General features: G+C 65.0%; 18 protein-coding genes, 1 tRNA gene and 1 riboswitch. Of the genes, 8 read left to right on the top strand and 11 right to left on the bottom strand.

Going from position 1 to position 17275, the window contains the following annotated elements:
* A partial coding sequence (locus VN004_RS17070) for a glycosyltransferase family 87 protein (RefSeq protein WP_325612521.1) occupies positions 1-920 on the bottom strand: 920 nt, incomplete at its 3' end.
* Positions 921-1091: 171 nt separating this feature from the next.
* On the opposite strand from VN004_RS17070, the gene VN004_RS17065 reads away from it, so the two are divergent.
* The 3 genes from VN004_RS17065 (at position 1092) to VN004_RS17055 (ending at position 2365) form a co-directional block, all read left to right on the top strand.
* Entirely contained in the window at positions 1092-1247 is a 156-nt protein-coding gene (locus tag VN004_RS17065; protein WP_325612519.1) for a hypothetical protein, read from the top strand.
* 89 nt (positions 1248-1336) lie between these two features.
* A tRNA-Gln gene (locus VN004_RS17060) sits at positions 1337-1410 on the top strand.
* A gap of 289 nt (positions 1411-1699) precedes the next feature.
* A complete protein-coding gene (locus VN004_RS17055; protein WP_325612517.1) occupies positions 1700-2365 on the top strand; it encodes a GDSL-type esterase/lipase family protein in 666 nt (221 codons plus the stop codon).
* A 42-nt stretch (positions 2366-2407) separates the two neighbouring features.
* Here VN004_RS17055 and VN004_RS17050 read toward each other — a convergent pair whose 3' ends face one another.
* The 3 genes from VN004_RS17050 to VN004_RS17040 all read right to left on the bottom strand — a co-directional run bounded on the left by VN004_RS17050 (position 2408) and on the right by VN004_RS17040 (position 6375).
* Positions 2408-2584 (bottom strand): hypothetical protein, encoded by a 177-nt coding sequence (locus tag VN004_RS17050; RefSeq protein WP_325612515.1) that lies wholly within the window; start codon positions 2582-2584, stop codon positions 2408-2410.
* 52 nt (positions 2585-2636) lie between these two features.
* Positions 2637-3839, bottom strand: a complete 1203-nt coding sequence (locus tag VN004_RS17045; protein WP_325612512.1) for an O-succinylhomoserine sulfhydrylase — start codon at positions 3837-3839, stop codon at positions 2637-2639.
* Between the two features lie 45 nt (positions 3840-3884).
* Positions 3885-3963: riboswitch (SAM riboswitch) on the bottom strand.
* Between the two features lie 42 nt (positions 3964-4005).
* Positions 4006-6375, bottom strand: coding sequence for a xanthine dehydrogenase family protein molybdopterin-binding subunit (locus VN004_RS17040; protein WP_325612510.1), 2370 nt, complete (start codon positions 6373-6375; stop codon positions 4006-4008).
* A 381-nt stretch (positions 6376-6756) separates the two neighbouring features.
* Between VN004_RS17040 and VN004_RS17035 the strand changes: the two genes are divergently transcribed.
* Together VN004_RS17035 and VN004_RS17030 are read left to right on the top strand one after the other, a co-directional pair.
* On the top strand, positions 6757-7815 hold the full coding sequence (locus VN004_RS17035) for a Ppx/GppA phosphatase family protein (RefSeq protein WP_325612508.1): 1059 nt from the start codon (positions 6757-6759) through the stop codon (positions 7813-7815).
* Positions 7812-8534 carry an RlmE family RNA methyltransferase gene (locus VN004_RS17030; RefSeq protein WP_325612506.1) on the top strand — a complete coding sequence of 241 codons (723 nt, stop codon included), beginning with the start codon at positions 7812-7814 and terminating at the stop codon, positions 8532-8534. The genes VN004_RS17035 and VN004_RS17030 overlap by 4 nt, the downstream gene beginning before the upstream one ends.
* Positions 8535-8540: 6 nt before the next feature.
* Here VN004_RS17030 and VN004_RS17025 read toward each other — a convergent pair whose 3' ends face one another.
* A complete protein-coding gene (locus VN004_RS17025; RefSeq protein WP_325612504.1) occupies positions 8541-9083 on the bottom strand; it encodes a hypothetical protein in 543 nt (180 codons plus the stop codon).
* A 250-nt stretch (positions 9084-9333) separates the two neighbouring features.
* Here VN004_RS17025 and VN004_RS17020 point away from each other — a divergent pair, with 250 nt between their 5' ends.
* Positions 9334-9696, top strand: a complete 363-nt coding sequence (locus VN004_RS17020; protein WP_325612501.1) for an HU family DNA-binding protein — start codon at positions 9334-9336, stop codon at positions 9694-9696.
* 295 nt (positions 9697-9991) lie between these two features.
* On the opposite strand, the gene VN004_RS17015 is transcribed toward VN004_RS17020, so the two are convergent.
* A complete protein-coding gene (locus tag VN004_RS17015; protein ID WP_325612499.1) occupies positions 9992-11461 on the bottom strand; it encodes a DHA2 family efflux MFS transporter permease subunit in 1470 nt (489 codons plus the stop codon).
* Between the two features lie 140 nt (positions 11462-11601).
* Here VN004_RS17015 and VN004_RS17010 point away from each other — a divergent pair, with 140 nt between their 5' ends.
* Positions 11602-11856: a hypothetical protein gene (locus tag VN004_RS17010; protein ID WP_325612497.1), complete on the top strand. Its 255-nt coding sequence runs from the start codon at positions 11602-11604 to the stop codon at positions 11854-11856.
* A gap of 21 nt (positions 11857-11877) precedes the next feature.
* Here VN004_RS17010 and VN004_RS17005 read toward each other — a convergent pair whose 3' ends face one another.
* Positions 11878-13053, bottom strand: coding sequence for a caspase family protein (locus VN004_RS17005; protein WP_325612495.1), 1176 nt, complete (start codon positions 13051-13053; stop codon positions 11878-11880).
* A gap of 270 nt (positions 13054-13323) precedes the next feature.
* Here VN004_RS17005 and guaB point away from each other — a divergent pair, with 270 nt between their 5' ends.
* Positions 13324-14829 carry an IMP dehydrogenase gene (guaB, locus tag VN004_RS17000; protein WP_325612493.1) on the top strand — a complete coding sequence of 502 codons (1506 nt, stop codon included), beginning with the start codon at positions 13324-13326 and terminating at the stop codon, positions 14827-14829.
* Positions 14830-14833: 4 nt separating this feature from the next.
* Here the strand turns inward: guaB and VN004_RS16995 are convergent, their stop codons facing one another.
* The 4 genes from VN004_RS16995 to VN004_RS16980 all read right to left on the bottom strand — a co-directional run.
* A complete protein-coding gene (locus tag VN004_RS16995) occupies positions 14834-15757 on the bottom strand; it encodes an alpha/beta hydrolase (protein WP_325612490.1) in 924 nt (307 codons plus the stop codon).
* An 82-nt stretch (positions 15758-15839) separates the two neighbouring features.
* On the bottom strand, positions 15840-16193 hold the full coding sequence (locus VN004_RS16990; RefSeq protein WP_325612488.1) for a hypothetical protein: 354 nt from the start codon (positions 16191-16193) through the stop codon (positions 15840-15842).
* Between the two features lie 43 nt (positions 16194-16236).
* Complete coding sequence (locus tag VN004_RS16985) at positions 16237-16611, bottom strand: DUF4870 family protein (protein ID WP_325612486.1); 375 nt, start codon at positions 16609-16611, stop codon at positions 16237-16239.
* 77 nt (positions 16612-16688) lie between these two features.
* Positions 16689-17275, bottom strand: a 587-nt coding sequence (locus VN004_RS16980; protein ID WP_325612484.1) for a hypothetical protein, incomplete at its 5' end; no start/stop codon positions are given.

Raw genomic sequence — 17275 nt, 5'->3', positions numbered from 1 at the left:
AGATTGAAGGGAGCGCGGCTGCGCCACAGGATGCACAGGAGCACGGCCGTGGCGCCGGCAAGCATCCATTGGAGCGCGAAGGCCACCGTTTCGCTGCCGCCGAGTAGGCGCGTGAGCCCGAACAGGCTTTGCAGCTTGGCGAAGTCCGCAAGGCCCTCGCTCAGCGTTGCGTGCGAGGCGTGACGGAGGGCCTCGATAAAGCCCTCCCATGCACCGAAGCCGAAGGCGAGCGTGGCCGCTGCGATCAGGAGAAGCGTCGTCGCCGCTGCGGCCATGAGCGCGCGCCAATAGCCGCCGGCCAGCAGCACGAGCGGGATCAGCACGCCGAAATGCGGCTTATAGGAGAGAAGGCCAAGGAGGATGCCCGCGACGACGGGCCGGCTGTCGAGGCAGACCAGCATCCCGCCGATCAGGGCCGCGGTGAGGAACCCGTTCTGGCCGACCGTGGCGTTGGCGACGATCGCGGGGAAGGCGCAGGCGAAGGCGAGCCCGAGACGGCCCTGCATGATGCCGGCCATCGCCGCGGCAAAGGCCCCGAATGTCCCGGCGATCCAGACGACATGGGCAACGCTGAGCGGAAGCAGCGCGAGGGGCGCCGCCGCGAAGAAGAAAGTCGGCGGATAGGCCCACGGATAGCTGCCGTCGAAGTCGCGGCCGAGAGCAAGAGCCTCGGCGGCCTTGTGCAGGGCGGGGTCGTAGGCCGCGGCCGTGTTCCCGGACAACGCCTGCTTTCCGCCGGCCCAGACATTCACGAAGTCGGTCGCGATCGGAAAGCCGTCGGGACCGACGAGCCAGGTGCCCTGAAAAAGCGCCACCGCGAGATACACCGCATTGGCGATGCACAGCCCGAACAGGGTCAACTCGGCCGGCTTCGGCAGCGCTGGCGGGGGGCAGGGCGCGGCGATCGTGCGAGACGGCATGGGGGCTCGGTGCGGCCGGGATCGGCAGAGACTAGGCCGCGCGATCTAAGAAGGGCTTAAGCCGGGACAGTCGGCCCGCGCCAGGCGGGGGCGGGAACGTGAGGCGCGTCAGGACGTTGCTGCCGCGCAATGACTCCTCCGATCCTACCTCCAGACCCGAAGCGGCCCACCATGTTCGGATTCCTCTGTGCCGGCTGCGGCCGCTGCCTTGAGGAATTGCCGGCCTGGCAGCTCGGCGCCGAGCGCTTCTATTGCGGGATCTTCTGCCGCGAGGCCGACGAGCAGGCGCCGCCACCGCGCCCGCGCGGCCGGGACGCGCGCCGATAGATGCGCATTTGAAAATGCGGACGGGGCCGTATATCTAGGGGCCGATTCCGATGCCCGGGAGACAGCGACGGCTCGTCTCCGGCGGCCATTGGGGAATAGTTCAATGGTAGAACAGCGGACTCTGACTCCGTTAATCTAGGTTCGAATCCTAGTTCCCCAGCCAACCTTTAGTAAAAATGCCGGCGACCGTATCGCGGCAGCTGCGCATCCCGGCAACGGCGACTCACGTCTCCTCTCTGGCGACTTTCCACTCCCGCAGCTTTGCGAGAGCGCGTTGCGATAATTGTTCATCGCCGCAACCGTATGTTGTCGCGCTGCCTGAGCGCCGCTAGGATTCGCAAGGCTCGCCCCGCGCTTCTCGTGCGGGCGGCTTGCGTCTCTTCAGCGATGCCGGGCGCCGGGACGCAACGCTTTCCCTTTTTGCAACTCCACTCGTTGGTGAGCGAAATCTCATGGCGGCGCTGATCCCCGACGGTTCAATTCTCCTTCGATATTGTGTTGCGGCGTTCCTCTGTCTCCTCGGCGCGACCGCAGCGTCCGCCCAGCCGCTGGTCGTTGCGCTCGGCGACAGCAACACTGCGGGATGGGGCGTCGGACAAGCCAATGCGTTCCCCTCGCAGTTGAACGCGATGCTGCAGCGTCGCGGCTATAATGCCCGGATCGCCAATGCCGGCGTCTCCGGTGACACCTTCGGCGGCATGCTCGCGCGGCTCGACTCGAGCGTCCCGTCCGGGACGCGGCTCGTGATCGTGCAGGGCGGCTACAACGATCTGATCCGCGGCACGCCGCGCGACGTCATTATCGCGCGCATTCAGGGCATTCTCGCGCAGCTCCGCGCGCGCCGGGTGCCCGCGGTGCTGTGCGGCTTCTTCTTTCCGGAATGGGATGCGGTCGGCCGGAAGCTCGCCGCTCAATATGGTGCGCGGTTCGTGCCCGGCAGCACCTGCTATTCGCCGCGGCATACCGGGCCCGATCGCCTGCACATGTCCGCCGAAGGCCACACCGTCGTGGCACAGCGCCTGATGCCGGTGGTCGCCAGCGCGCTCGGTGGCGCAAGAGTGCAGCACGCAAAGCGGACCGCAGCGGCGCCGAAAACGCGGGCCGCGACAGCGCGATAAGGCTGCCGCCCGCCGCGCCTCGATCTGAAGTTTATTCGCCGATCAGGCCGGGTGCCCGTCGTCCGGGTCGCGCGGCGTGTTCTTCTCCTGCTGCGGGGTCATGCGCGCGGGATCGGGCTCGCCCGGAACGCCGCGGGGGCCGAGGCGCTCGCGCTGCATCTCGTCCTCCGTCTTGAGGTGATCGAGGTTTTCGGAAAGCGGGCGAGGCTCTTTGGGCATGATGCACTCCTTGCGGCGATCCACAAACGCAAGCGACGCCCTTCCGTTCCTGTCAGGCCGCGTCGAGGGCGAGCGACAGATCCTCGACGATGTCGTCGGGATGCTCGAGGCCGACCGATAGCCGCAGGAAACCGTCGGTGATGCCGAGATCGGCGCGCGCCTGGGGCGTGATGCGCTGATGCGTGGTGGTCGCCGGATGCGTGATCAGGCTCTTGGCGTCGCCGAGATTGTTGGAGATCTTCACCACCTGCAGCGCGTCCTGCACGGCGAAGGCGGCCTTCTTGCCGCCTTTCACTTCGAACGCGACGAGGTTGGAGCCGCCCGTCATCTGGCGCTTGATGATGTCGGCCTGCGGATGGTCCGCCCGGCCACAATAGATCAGACGGGACACCTTCGGATGTCCGGCGAGGAAGTCCGCGACCTTGGCGGCATTCTCGGTTTGCTGACGCACGCGCAAGGGGAGCGTCTCAAGCCCCTTGAGCATGACCCAGGCATTGAACGGCGACATCGAGGGGCCGGTCTGCCGGTGCAGGTTATGGATGTTGTCCTGGATGAACTGCGCCGAGCCAAGCACGACGCCGCCGAGACATCGGCCCTGTCCGTCGATGTGTTTGGTCGTGGAATAGACCACGCAATCGGCGCCGAGCTTGAGCGGACTCTGCCACAGCGGGGTGGAGAACACGTTGTCGACGGTGAGCGTGGCGCCGGCATCATGGGCGATCTTTGCGACCGCTTCGATATCGATGACTTCCAGCGTCGGATTGGCCGGCGTCTCCATGAAGAAGGTCTTGGTGTTCGGGCGCACCGCCTTCCTCCACTGATCGAGGTCCTTGCCATCGACCAGCGTCGAAGCGACGCCGAAGCGCGGCAGCAATTCCTCGACGACGTAAAGACACGAGCCGAACATCGCGCGGGAGGCGACGACGTGATCGCCGGCCTTGACCTGACCCATCAGCGCGAGAGTGACGGCCGCCATGCCGGTCGCCGTCGAGCGGGAATCCTCGGCGCCCTCGAAATCGGCGATGCGGGTCTCGAACATCCGCACGGTCGGATTGGCGAAACGCGAATATTGAAAGCCCGGACTTTCGCCCTTGAAGCGCGCCTCCGCCTGAGCCGCAGTCTCGTAGACATAGCCCTGTGTCAGGAACAACGCCTCCGACGTTTCGGCAAATTGCGAGCGCAGGATGCCGTGATGAACGAGGCGGGTTTCGGGGCGGAAGTCGCGGCGCGGCGATTTGGTTTCAGAGGACGACATGGCAGGCTCCAGGCACAAAAAATCCCGGCCGGAAGTCCGGGCCGGGCACACGTGTCCCCGGCCTTTTAGCGATTTGTTTTACGTGGCTGCAAGCCGGCCGGCTCAAATGACCACGGATCAATGACCGCTTTACGCCGCGGACGTTGGTGCGTCAAGGCGTGGGCAGCTATGCGGCCTTCGCCTGTTTCGCGGCCTGGATCGCGGCCCACACGCGCGCGGGCGAGGCCGGCATGTCGATATGGCGGATGCCATAGACCGACAGGGCATCGACCACCGCATTCATCACGCAGACCAGCGCCCCGGCGCAGCCGGCTTCGCCGCAGCCCTTGGTGCCGAGCGGGTTCGTGGTCGCGGGAACCGGATGGCTGACAAAGCCGATATCCGGAAAGTGATGCGCACGCGGCATCGCGTAATCCTGGAACGAACCGGTGAGCAATTGCCCGTCCTCGTCATAGACGGCGTTTTCCATCAGCGCCTGTCCGATGCCCTGAACGACGCCGCCATGGACCTGGCCCTGCACCAGCAGCGGATTGACGATGGTGCCGAAGTCATTCACCGACGAATAGCGAACGACGTCGACTTCGCCGGTCTCCGGATCGATCTCCACCTCCGCGACGTGGCATCCATTCGGGAAGCTCGACGCCACGCCGTCCTGAATGATGCTCGCGTCCAGCGTCGCGGGCGTGCCATCCGGCAGAGTCAGACCGGTCCGCAATTTTTCCGCAAGCTCCATGATGCCGATCGCGCGATCGGTTCCTGCGATCACGAAGCGGCCGCGCTCGAATTCGATATCGGCGGGAGAGGCTTCCAGCACGTGCGAGGCGATCGCCTTGCCGTTCTCGATCACCTGGGCCGACGCTTCGAGAATCGCAGCGCCACTCGCGGTGATCGAGCGCGAGCCGCCGGTGCCGCCACCGGCAATGAGCTGGTCGCTGTCGCCCTGAACCAGCCGGATGCGCTCGAACGGAATCCCGAGCGCACGCGACAGCACCTGTGCGAACGGCGTGGCATGTCCCTGTCCGTAATCGAGCGTGCCGGTGATGATCGTGACGTCGCCATTGGCTTCGAAACGAATGCCGCCCATCTCCTTGCCCGGAGGCGCGGTGACCTCGAGGAACGAGCCGATGCCGATGCCGCGCAACTTGCCCCGCGCCTCGCTTTCGCGCTTGCGCGCGGCAAAGCCTGCAAGATCGGCCTTCGCCAGCGCTTCCTCGAACACGGTGGGGAAGTCGCCGCTGTCGTAGGTCATGCCGGAGGACGCGGCGTACGGAATCTGCGACGGCGCGATGTGGTTGCGGCGGCGCAATTCGAGCCGGTCGATCCCCATCTCTTTGGCCGCGGTGTCGATCAGCCGCTCCATATAATAGTTGCCCTCGGGGCGTCCTGCGCCGCGATAGGCCGTGACCTGCGTGGTGTTGGTGAACACGCATTTCGCCGACACTTCGAGCAGCGGCGTCCGGTAGACGCCGGGCGTGTTCTTCACCGCATTCAACGTACCGGGGAGCGGCGCCACCATCGCAAGGAAGCCGCCCATATTGGCGTAGCTCGTCAGCCGCACGGCGAGGAAGTGACCGTCCTTGTCGAGCGCGAGCTCGGCCGTGACCTCATGGTCGCGGCCATAGGCGTCCGACACGAAGGCGCCGGAGCGGTCGTCGGTCCATTTCACCGGGCGCCCGAGCACCTTCGCTGCATGAAGGATGCAGACATATTCGGGATAGACCTGCGCCTTCATGCCGAACGAGCCGCCGACATTGCCGGTCACGACGCGCACCTGGTCCGGCTTCACGCCGAGGATATCGACAAGCTGGCTCTTCATGCCGAACACGCCCTGGCTCTGCGCGTGCAGGGTGAAATGCTGGGCCTTCGCATCGTATTCGGCGATGGCCGCGCGCGGCTCCATCGGCGCGACCGCGAGACGCGTATTGCGCAAGTCGAGCTTTGTCACATGCGCGGCCTGTGCAAAGGCGGCGGCGACCTTCTCCTCATCGCCGTAATGATAGTCGAGCGCGACATTACCCGGCGCCTCGCTGTGGATCAGTGGCGCGTCGGGCTTCGCGGCGGCGCTTGCAAGGGTCACGGCGGGCAGGGGATCGATGTCGAGCACGACGGCTTCCGCCGCATCGCGCGCTTGCGCTGCGGTTTCCGCAACCACAAAGGCGACCGGGTCGCCGACATAGCGCACCTTGTCGGATGCAAGGGCGTAGCGGGCCGGCTTCTTCATCTCGGACCCGTCGCGATTCTTGAGCGGCACGACGCATTTGAGCGTGCCGTAGCCGGCGAGATCCTTTGCCGTGTAGATTCCGAGCACCCCCGGCATCGCCGCCGCGTCCGCAACATCGATGCCGTTGATCACGCCATGGGCGTAGGGCGAGCGCACCATCACGGCATAGACCTGCCCCGGCAGCAGGATGTCGTCGGTGTAGTGGCCCTTGCCCTGGACCAGGATCGGATCTTCGGTTCGCGGCACGGGTTGGCCGACACCGAATTTTGCTACGGCCCAATCGTCCGACGCTGAGACGTCTTCGCGGATATTCATGCGGGGAATTGCTCGCTGGTAGGCGGGATCATCGAATAATGGCGGCGACCGCATCCGGCAAGGATGGGCAGCGGCATGTCAGGCTCCCGGGTGCCGCAGGGCGATCACCCTATCAACCCCGCGGGGAGGAATGGTTTCCCCCCGGCGAAAAACCGGGCTAGACTTTGCCTGATCTTTGAACACAACGCCGCAGAGCCCCACCGGGCGCACGGCAGGACGAACTTGATGAGCGACGAGGCGCGGGCGACCGGCCTCGATCCCGCGCGCGAGCGCCCCCGCCCCAATTCGCCCGTGAAGGCGGACGAGGGGCAGGGTGGACGACCGCGCCCCAACTTTGTGGGGGATCGAGGATCGCCCAGATATCCCTCATCCGAGGGAACGGTGCAGGACGTGGCTGCACCCTATGACTATGCGCGCCGCGAGGTTCGCGAGCCGTCGGCATTGGGAACCGATCTCTACGGCCCCACCTATGCCGCGCTCGATCTTGGCACCAACAATTGCCGGCTGCTCGTGGCCCGCGCCACCCATGAAGGATTTCGGGTCATCGATGCCTTTTCGAGGATCATCCGGCTCGGCGAAGGCATCACGTCGTCGGGCCGTCTCGGCGAACCCGCCATCGCGCGTGCGATCGAGGTGCTGCGCATCTGCCGCGACAAAATGCGCAATCGCGGTGTCACCCGCGCGCGACTGATCGCCACCGAGGCCTGCCGGCAGGCGCAGAACGGCGAGGCATTCCTCGACCGGGTGCGCGAGGAGGTCGGTCTGTCCCTCGAAATCGTGGATCGCGAAACCGAGGCGATGCTCGCGGCGATCGGCTGCACGCCGCTGGTCGATCCGGATGCCGGCGGCGCAATCCTGTTCGATATCGGCGGCGGATCGTCGGAGATCGCGAGCCTCGGCCGTCCCAGGGCCACGCGCCGCGGTCCGCCGGAGCCGGCGATGCAGGGCTGGACTTCGCTGCCGGTCGGCGTCGTCACGCTCGCCGAGCGTCACGGCGGCATCAGCGTGACGCGCGAGATCTTCGAAGCGATGGTGGATGAAGCCGCGCATCACATCGCCCCGTTCGCAAGCGAGCAGCGCAAGCACCGGATCAACGGTCATCTTCTCGGCACCTCGGGCACCGTCACCACGATTGCCGGCGTGCATCTCGGATTGAAGCGCTATGACCGCCGCCGGGTGGATGGCTGCTGGATGATGGACGATGAAGTCACCGAGGTGATGGAGCGCCTGCTCGCCATGTCCTATGACGAACGGGTCTGCAATGCCTGTATCGGCGCCGAACGCGCCGACCTCGTGCTGGCCGGCTGCGCGATCCTCGAAGCGATCCGCCGGGCGTTCCCGAGCGCGCGGCTGCGCGTTGCGGACCGCGGATTGCGCGAAGGCATGCTGGTGCAGATGATGCGCGCCGATGGCGTTTGGCGCGAGGCGGGGACTTCGTGAAAGCATCCAAAGCGAAAGCATCCAAAGGCAGCGGCGGCCGCGACCTGAAGACGCGCGTCAAGACCGCCAAGGGCCGCAAGCTTTCCTCCAAGCTTTGGCTGGAGCGGCAACTCAACGACCCGTATGTCGCGCGCGCCAAGCGTGAGGGATACAGGTCGCGCGCGGTCTACAAGCTCGCTGAAATCGACGACAAGGCGAAATTCCTCAAGCCCGGCGCACGTATCGTGGATCTCGGCGCAGCGCCCGGCGGCTGGAGTCAGCTCGCGTCACAGCGCGTTCTTTCGGCCGACGGCAAGGGGCGCGAACAGGGGAAAGTGGTCGCGATCGACATCCTCGAGATGGACCCTGTGCCCGGCGTCGATTTTCTTGTGCTCGACTTTCTGGACCCGTCGGCGCCGGACATCCTGAAGGAGAAGCTCGGCGGGCCCGCCGATGTCGTGTTGTCCGACATGGCTGCGAATGCCACCGGCCATCGCAAGACCGATCACCTGAAGATCGTCGCATTGGTGGAAGCTGCGGCGATGTTTGCCGCGGAGGTGCTCAAGCCTGGCGGCACATTCCTCGCCAAGGTGCTGCAGGGCGGTACCGAGGGCGACCTGCTCGCCATGCTCAAACGCAATTTCGCGAGCGTGAAGCATGTGAAGCCCGCGGCGAGCCGCCAGGACTCGGCGGAGCTCTATGTGCTGGCGACCGGCTTCCGGGGTGAGCCGCAGGCGTGAGCGCTGCTAGCGCTTCGCCGCAAGGCATTGCGCAAGGTCGTAGTCGGTGTTGCAGAGGCGCGCGGCTTCATTCGCGCTCGCGCCTTTCGCCGCTTCCTGGAGCTTGCATTCGGCCACCGACACATTGGTCTGCAGGTATCGCATCTGGCAGGATTCGCGGCGGTTCTTCGCGCGAATGCCCTTGCGAACCATGGCCTGGTAGCGCTTGCGGTAATCGGGATTCTTCAGCCCGATGGCGGCCAGCGCCTTCTCGTAGTCCCCGCTTTTTGTGACAGGCGCGGCATAGGCGCTGAGGTTCACCAGCGCTTCGAAGGCGGCGCGGCCCTGCTTGGGCGGTGGCGGGTTGTCGGCAAATGCGCCGAGAAGCGCGAGGCCTTGTTTGCCGAGGCTTTCCGCCTCGGCGCTTGTGGTCGCGGGACCGGCCTGCATCTTCTGGAGTGCGTCACGCAACTTCGCCGCCTCGGCGCAAACCGGACAATTGGTTTGGGCGAAGGCGGCCTGCGCGGAGAGGAAGGTGAGGAAAAGCAGCGCCAGAACTGGTCTTGTCATTGAGCCTCGCCAACGGATCGATCGCCTCCGAGTATCGGCTTGCACGTCAAATATTGCCACTGGGAAGGCCGTTTTTGTGCCTTCGGTGCCCAAAAGCCATAATTCAAAGGCCTTTCCGCGTCGCAAAAGTGCGACAAGCCCGATTTATCGACACTTTTCGCACGCGGAGCCGCGCTTTCCCTTCGCAAGCGGTTGCGAATCTCTTAATGCGAAGCTTCGCGCACACCGCGCTTCTAAGAGGGCATTTTCCATGGCGGCAAAACCAAAAACCAAGGCAAAGGCGGCGGCAGCGAAGCCGGCAGCGAAGAAGTCGGCGGCGCCGAAGGCCGCAGGACCGAACAAGATCACGCTCAAGCAACTGGCCGCAACGATTGCCGAAGAGCATCAGATCACCAAGAAGCAGGGCGAGGCGATGCTCAACGACCTCGTGGCTCTGATCACCAAGCACCTGAAGAAGGGCGAGCGCATCCGGCTCACCGGCCTCGGCATCCTTCAGGTCCGCAAGCGTGCTGCCCGCATGGGGCGCAATCCGGCGACCGGAGAGGCGATCAAGATCAAGGCCAGCAAGAAGGTGGCATTCCGCCCGGCCAAGGAACTGAAGGAAGCGGTCTGACGCTTTCTGACTTCGCTCATTCCCGCGCAAGCGGGAATGCGGAGCATGTAGCCTCCAGAACTTACGATGCTCCGAGTCCCCGCCTTTGGGCGGGGACGAGCGGAGCGTCTTGCGTTTTGCAGACGACTTCTGACTTACAGAAGCTGTCGCTGTCATCGCCCGCGAAAGCGGGCGCGATCCAGTAAACACCACCGTTTTCGGAATTTACGCGATGCGCCGCCTTCGCGGGGCATGACAAAACCGGGCCAAGCGATTCCACCTCGACCGCAGTTGCTCTGAAGTCCGACCGCCCTGGTCAGCCGAGACGTTGATCGGACGTTTCCGCAGCGGCGATCGGCTCTGCCTTCTCTTCGGACTCGGTCTCGGCTTCGACCTTGACTGGCACGCGACCGGACATTTCGGCGCCCGCATCGGCTGGCAAGCGCCAGAACCACAACGCCGAGGTCGCCGAAATCGCCGCAACCACGAGGAAGGCCGGCGTGAAATCGGCCGGCGTGAATTCGCTTGCGCCGCGGAAGGTCAGCGACATCTCGACCATCAGCGCGCCGACCGCGACCCCCGCCGAGATCGCCAATTGCTGACCGACCGAGGCGAGCGCTGTCGCCCGGCTCATGCGACGCGGCTCGATTTCGGCATAGGCGATGGTGTTCGCCGCGGTGAATTCCAGCGCGCGAAAGAACCCGCCGATCAGGAGGATCACGATCAGGATCGTGACCGGCATGCCGGGCCGGAATACGGCAATCGCGGCGATGAAGGCCGAACTGATGAGGGCATTGGCGATCAGCACACGCCGGAAGCCGAAGCGGTTGATGGTGCGCGCCGCCACGGTCTTCATGCCGATGGCACCGAGCGCACCGGCGAAGGTGACGAGCCCGGACTGAAACGGGCTCATGTGGAATCCGGTCTGCAGCATCAGCGGCAGCAGGAACGGGATCGCGCCGATGCCGAGCCGGAACAGGAAGCCGCCGACCAGACTGGCGTTGAAGGTCGCGTAGCGCAGCAGCGAGAAATCGAGGATCGGCGCCGGGATTTTTCTGGCGTGAAAGAGATATGCGGTCATCGACAAGGCGCCGCCGGCCACGAGGGCTGTGGTGATGGGCCATGGCAGCATGTCGAGGCCCGCGACGGAGAGCCCGAATGCGAGGCCGGCGACGCCCAGTCCGGCGAGCAGCATGCCGACGCCGTCGAACGGCTCCTGATGTTCGGCAGGGACCGGATCGATATAGAGCAGCACCAGCACGATGCCGACGATGCCGATCGGGATGTTGATCAGGAAGATCCAGTGCCACGACGCATAAGTGGTGATGAAACCGCCGACCGGCGGTCCGACCACGGGGCCGATCAGCGCCGGGATCGTCACCCAGGCCATGGCGCTGACCAGCTCGCGCTTCTCGATGGTGCGGACCAGCACGAGCCGGCCGACCGGCGTCATCATCGCGCCGCCCATGCCCTGCACGATGCGCGCGACGACAAAGCCTTCCAGCGAGCTTGCCATCGCGCAGCCGATCGATCCCAGCATGAAGACGAAGATCGCCGCGGCAAAGACGCGGCGCGCGCCGAAGCGGTCGGCGGTCCAGCCGCTCGCCGGAATGAAGACGGCGAGTGAGAGAAGGTAGGACGTGACCGCGAGTTTCAGCGCCAGCGGGTTTGCGCCGATGTCGGCGGCGATGGCCGGGAGCGAGGTGGCGATGACCGTCGAATCGAGATTCTCCATGAACAGCGCGCACGCGACGATCAGCGGCACGAGACGCGGATGATGCTGCATGGAGGGTCCGGCGGGTCGAGGAAGCGGGCGTTGTAGCATTTCGGTGTGGCGCAGGCGCAAAGCCTTGCGCCGGGGGCTGCCCTTCCTACATGGAATGGCTGCGAAAGGCCGCGCTGTCTCGGCCGGGGAGGTTCACTGGAATGATCTACGTTCTGGCGTTCTTTCTGCCGCCGTTGGCGTTGCTGCTGAACGGACAGATTTTTGCGGCCATCTTCAACGCCGCCCTGTTCGTTGTGTTCCTGGTGATCGGGCTTTTGACGCTGTCGCCGTTCCTGTGGCTGATCGCGCCGGCGCACGCGATCATCGCGATCTACATGCGGCGCGAGGATCGCAAGCATCGCGAACTGGTCGAGGCGATCGAGCGGCACGGCCCGCCGGCGAACTGGCGGCCCTAAAGGTCGCCGTAGCGCCCGCTGTCATCGCGGCAGTGCGCCGCTGCGTTCTCCGACGATGCAGCAGGCCGAGGTCCAGCCGGCATGTCCCCGCCAGCTGACCTCGCACCACGGATGCGCCGACCGCCGATCCTGCGGCTTTTGGCACCGGCCGACCACAAGGCCGGTTGCCCCGGCCGGAATCGACACCACGAGTGAAAAGTTCGTGCCGGGCCCTGTCCGCATGTTGTGGATGCCTTGGGAGACATTGTTCAACACGCGATACGTCTCGCGCGGTGGGAGCGCCGCGACTTGGGGTGCGGCAGGCGTGACCTTTGCAGGCGGCGGTGACGTCGGCGCGGATGGCGCCGGTGCGGACGACGCCGAGACCTGAGGCGCAGGTGTCGGCCGCGCGGGTGGCGGCGTTTGGCTTCCATCGGTGCGCGCGAGAAAGATGCGGCCGGGAATCTGGTCGTAATAGGCCGGCAATTGCTCGTGGCCGACCTTTTGCGCGAGCTTCGGCACCTCGATCTGCAATTCCTTGGCGACATCGATCAGGTCGAGGTCGGGCCGCTTCACAAGATCGACGAACAGCCGCGTGAACACCGAATTCGGATGGGTGTCGTCGTCGCCGAGCCGGTCCAGCGCCTCCTGACCCGCGCCCGCGGAAAACATCACGAACAGGCCGCGCCGCGTTTCCATGCGCTGCAGGCCGCGGGACTGGCCGATCGAGCGGCCGGCGCCGGCCTTGAACGGATTGTTGCGGCAGGCGTCGAGGATCATCACGGTGGTCGCAGCGCCGCGCTCGCGCAGCCGCTCGGCAATGTCGTCGGCGAGAAAGCCTTCGCTGCGCAACAGATTGCGCTGCGCTTCGGTGACGTTCGGCACGTCGGTCGGCATCAGGTAATTGCCGCCGTCCAGCGCGACGCCATGCCCGGCGAAGAAGAACACAGCCGTGTCGCCCGGCGATACCCGCGTTTCGAAATCGACCAGCGCCCGCGCCATGCGTGCGCGCCCGGCATCGGTCACGGTGATGACGTCGAAGCCGAGGCCGCGCAATGTCGCCGCGATCGCCTGCGCGTCGCCGACCGCCTTGGCGAGCGGCGGCACCTCGCCATAGGCATTGTTGCCGATCACAAGCGCGACCCGCCTGGCCGCCTGCGCGGTGCTGCAGCATGCGAGGCAGATCAGGAACGCAATGAGAAGGTACGAAAAGCGCAAGGCGTCATCCTCTCGCCGGGCCGGCTCAGATTAGTGGACCGCGATGCCAAGGCCAATACGAAGGCCAATGTGAGGACCCGGATGACGGGCCGGCCGCCTTGCGCCCGGAGCATGTCAGCCCGTCTCGGTAGAGTTCGCGTAAATAATGCGTGGGATGACGCAGCGCGTGTCGTGACGGACCGGTCCGGCCGTGCTATCCGCCCGTGCCAACCTGTGGTTCAGACGGCAGACCCGCCTTGCGGGTGCCCGAATCCGTCGCTAGGTAGGGCAATGGCACACCCCTCATCAAATGGCTTCAACGGCGCCCCGCGCGAGGCGCTGACTTTCGACGACGTATTGCTGCAACCGGGTCTGTCCGACGTTCTGCCATCCGAAGTCGATGTCCGCTCCCGCATCACGCGGGACATCTTCCTCAATCTCCCGATCGTGGCCTCGGCCATGGACACCGTCACCGAAGCGCGGATGGCGATCGCCATGGCGCAGGCGGGCGGCATCGGCGTCATCCATCGCAACATGGAGCCCGATGAGCAGGCCGCGCAGGTCCGTCAGGTGAAGAAGTTCGAATCCGGCATGGTGGTCAATCCGCTGACCATCTCGCCGGACGCGACGCTGGCCGATGCCTTTGCCCTGATGAAGGAGCACGGCATTTCCGGCATTCCGGTGGTCGAAGGCGCAGGACGCAGCGGCACCGGCAAGCTGGTCGGCATCCTGACCAACCGCGACGTTCGTTTCGCTACCGATCCGTCGCAGAAAGTCTCCGAACTGATGACCAAGGAGCGCCTGGTCACGGTGCGCGAGGGCGTCGCACAGGAAGAAGCCAAGCGGCTCCTGCACCAATTCCGGATCGAGAAGCTTCTGGTGGTCGACGCCGATTATCACTGCGTCGGCCTGATCACCGTCAAGGACATCGAGAAGGCGGTCGCCAATCCCAATGCCTGCAAGGACGAGCAGGGGCGCCTGCGCGTCGCAGCCGCGACCACGGTCGGCGACAAGGGCTTCGACCGGACCGAACGGCTGATCGCCGCGGGCGTCGATCTCGTCGTGGTCGATACCGCGCACGGCCATTCGCGGCATGTCCTCGAAGCGGTGAAGCGCATCAAGCGGCAATCCAACAAGGTGCAGGTGGTCGCCGGCAATGTTGCAACGGCGGACGGCGCCAAGGCGCTGATCGATAGCGGCGCGGACTCGATCAAGGTCGGCATCGGACCGGGTTCGATCTGCACCACCCGCATCGTCGCGGGCGTCGGCGTGCCGCAACTGACAGCCATCATGGACGCCGTGGAAGCTGCGCGCGAAACGGACACGCCGGTGATCGCCGATGGCGGCATCAAATATTCCGGCGATCTTGCCAAGGCGATCGCGGCCGGTGCGGATTGCGCGATGGTGGGCTCTCTGCTTGCCGGCACGGACGAGACGCCCGGCGAGGTGTTTCTCTATCAGGGCCGGTCATACAAGAGTTATCGCGGCATGGGCTCGGTCGGGGCGATGGCGCGCGGCTCGGCCGATCGCTATTTCCAGCAGGACATCAAGGATACGCTGAAGCTCGTGCCGGAAGGCGTCGAAGGGCAGGTGCCTTACAAGGGGCCGACCTCGACCGTGCTGCACCAGCTGGCCGGCGGCCTGCGCGCGGCGATGGGTTATGTCGGCGCGAAGGATGTCCAGGACTTCCACCGCAAGGCCACCTTCGTGAAGATCACGAGCGCGGGCCTGCGCGAGAGCCATGTCCACGACGTGACCATCACGCGCGAGAGCCCGAATTATCCGGGCCGGGCGTGAGCGCTCACGTCCTGTCGAGAAACGCGCGGATCAGCCTGACGGTCTGATCCGGCTGCTCCTCCATGATCCAGTGGCCGGACTTCGCGATAATTCCGCCTTCCACATTCGTTCCGACTTCGCGCATGACCGCCGCTTGCTGATCGCCGAACGATTTTTCCGCGCCGAGCGCAAGGATCGGAAATGTCAGCTTGCCTTTGGCTTGAAAGGCCTTGTTGTCGGCAACGTCCTTGGTGTTGAACGTGGCGAATTGCTCGAACGCGGCATGCATTGCTCCGGGACGCGCGTAGATTTTCGCATAATGCCGGCGCGTGGCCTCATCGATCGCTTTCGGATCGGCTGACAGTTCGTTCCAGAAGCGGTCGAGATAGATGCGCTCGCGTCCCTTCACCAGCCTGTCCATGTCCGGGCCGCGAAAGTTGAAATGCCAGAGCAGCGGGCTTTTCAGGATTTCGTCCCAGCTGCCGATCCCCGGCAATGGCGCGTCGATGACCACCCATTTGGTGATGCGATCCGGGTTTTGAGCGGCCAGTGCATAGCCCACCATGTTGCCGATATCGTGAGTCACGAGTGCTGCGCGCTGGACCTTGAGCTTGTCCATCACGGTCGCAATGTCGATGCCTTGCGTTTTCTTGTCATAGCCAGTGTCTGGATAGGACGAGTAGCCCATGCCGCGCAGGTCGGGGACGATGACCGTGTGATCCTTGATCAGCGCCTTTGCGAGCGGCGCCCACATATCGCCGGTATCGCCAAATCCGTGCAGCATGACCACGGCCGGTCCATGGCCGCCCACGCGCACGTGAATTGTTGCGCCCTCCGTCTGGATCTTGTGAACCCGCATTTCGGAGGGAAATCGTTCGATCCTTGCGTGTGCGACCTGCGACATCACGAGCGAAAGGACGAATGCGATCAGAGCCGTTGCAATGTTCATCGAGGCGATCCCTGGCAATTTGCGATACGAACGGGCAGCGTAGCGACGCGGGTCGTCTTCGGGCCGGAGCAGGACGTAACCTTTACAGCCAGCCGGTCGGGTCCTCGATCGGCACGCCGTTGAGAGCATTGTTCAGTCCGCGCAGGCAGCGGTAGAGCAGCCAGGCCGCGAGGGCGACCAGGATCGGAATGCCGATATCGAAGAAGCTGAGATAGAAGCCGATCAACCCGACCGATGCGGTGATCCAGAAGGTGTAGATCGCGGACGTCATGTGCGAAGCATAAGCCGAACCGCCGCACTGCGCGCGCTTCAGATAGGCCACCGCCAGTCCGATGAAAAACGTCACGAGCGTCAGATAGCCGGCAAGATACAGCAGCCACACCGCGATCGCGGCGCTGCGTTCTACACAGGGTTTGACCGGCTCCCGGACCGACATGACGCCTCCGTTGCAGGAAATCCAGTGTCGCGCTCGCGATCGCTCACAACCATCCATTCGGGTCGGCGATCGGCTCGCCGTTGATGGCGCGCACGAGGCCGCGCACGCATCGGAAGATTGTCCAGATCACCAGCGCGATCAGAAGCGGGATGCCAACCAGGACGAAGATCAGCACCGCCGAGACGATGCCGCCGATCAATGCGATCCAGAAAGTTCGGATCGCGGAGGTCATGTGCGATTCGTAAGGCGTGCCTGCGAATTGTGCGCGCTTCATATAGGCGATGACCAGGCCCGCGATCACCGTGATGAACGTAATGTGACCGCCGAGATAGAGCAGCCAGACCGCGATCGCCCAGTTGCGTTCTTCCGAGGACGGGACCGGTTCGCCCGGCTGCCGGATGGGCTGCTGGTAGGACATGTCGTCTCCCCTTGCCGCAAGGCAAAGCGCAACGCTAACGGCGGACCTTCGCGGTGTCTATCGCAGTGACATGGCTGTCACATGTATCTGCGGACGCGATAGCGGATGTGGTATTCGCCCGCGGGCAAAGGTGTGGTGTCGCCGCGGGGCGAGGGCAGGAGTTCGATGCGCTGCCAGGGACCGAACGCCTTCTCGAGCGGCGCATCGTTCTTGTAGGGGATGCGCCAGCGTGATTCGACATTGGGTGCGAGGTCAAGCTCCATCTCCGAATCCTCGCTGCCGCGTCCGATCACAAAGCTGCCTGCAATTTCGGCACGTCCGTCCACGATGCCGGTGCGGGCGATGTAGATCCCGTGTCCCGATTGGCCCTGCCATTGCGTCAGCCGGAGGTCGCTCATGGGCGGAAGCGCCACGCCCTGCGGCAACCGCAGCTCGTATTGCACGACCGGCAGGCCGGACGATTTCGGCCAGTCATAGGCGGCGACCGTGATGCCGATGCCGCCGAGCGAGACGACTGCGAGCAGCGCGAGCGCGCTGCGCATGATCCAGCGCCGCACCCCGAACAAGGCGAGCACGATCGAGAGCCCGGCCATGGCGCCGATCGCCATGCCTGCGATCAGGCTCCAGATCAGCATGTCTTTCAGTTCGGCGATGTCGCGATCGG

This window comes from Pseudorhodoplanes sp. (assembly GCF_035565855.1).
Taxonomy (GTDB): Bacteria; Pseudomonadota; Alphaproteobacteria; order Rhizobiales; family Xanthobacteraceae; genus Pseudorhodoplanes.
The sequence above is the reverse complement of the archived record's forward strand: the minus strand, read 5'-3'. Positions and strand labels throughout refer to the sequence as shown.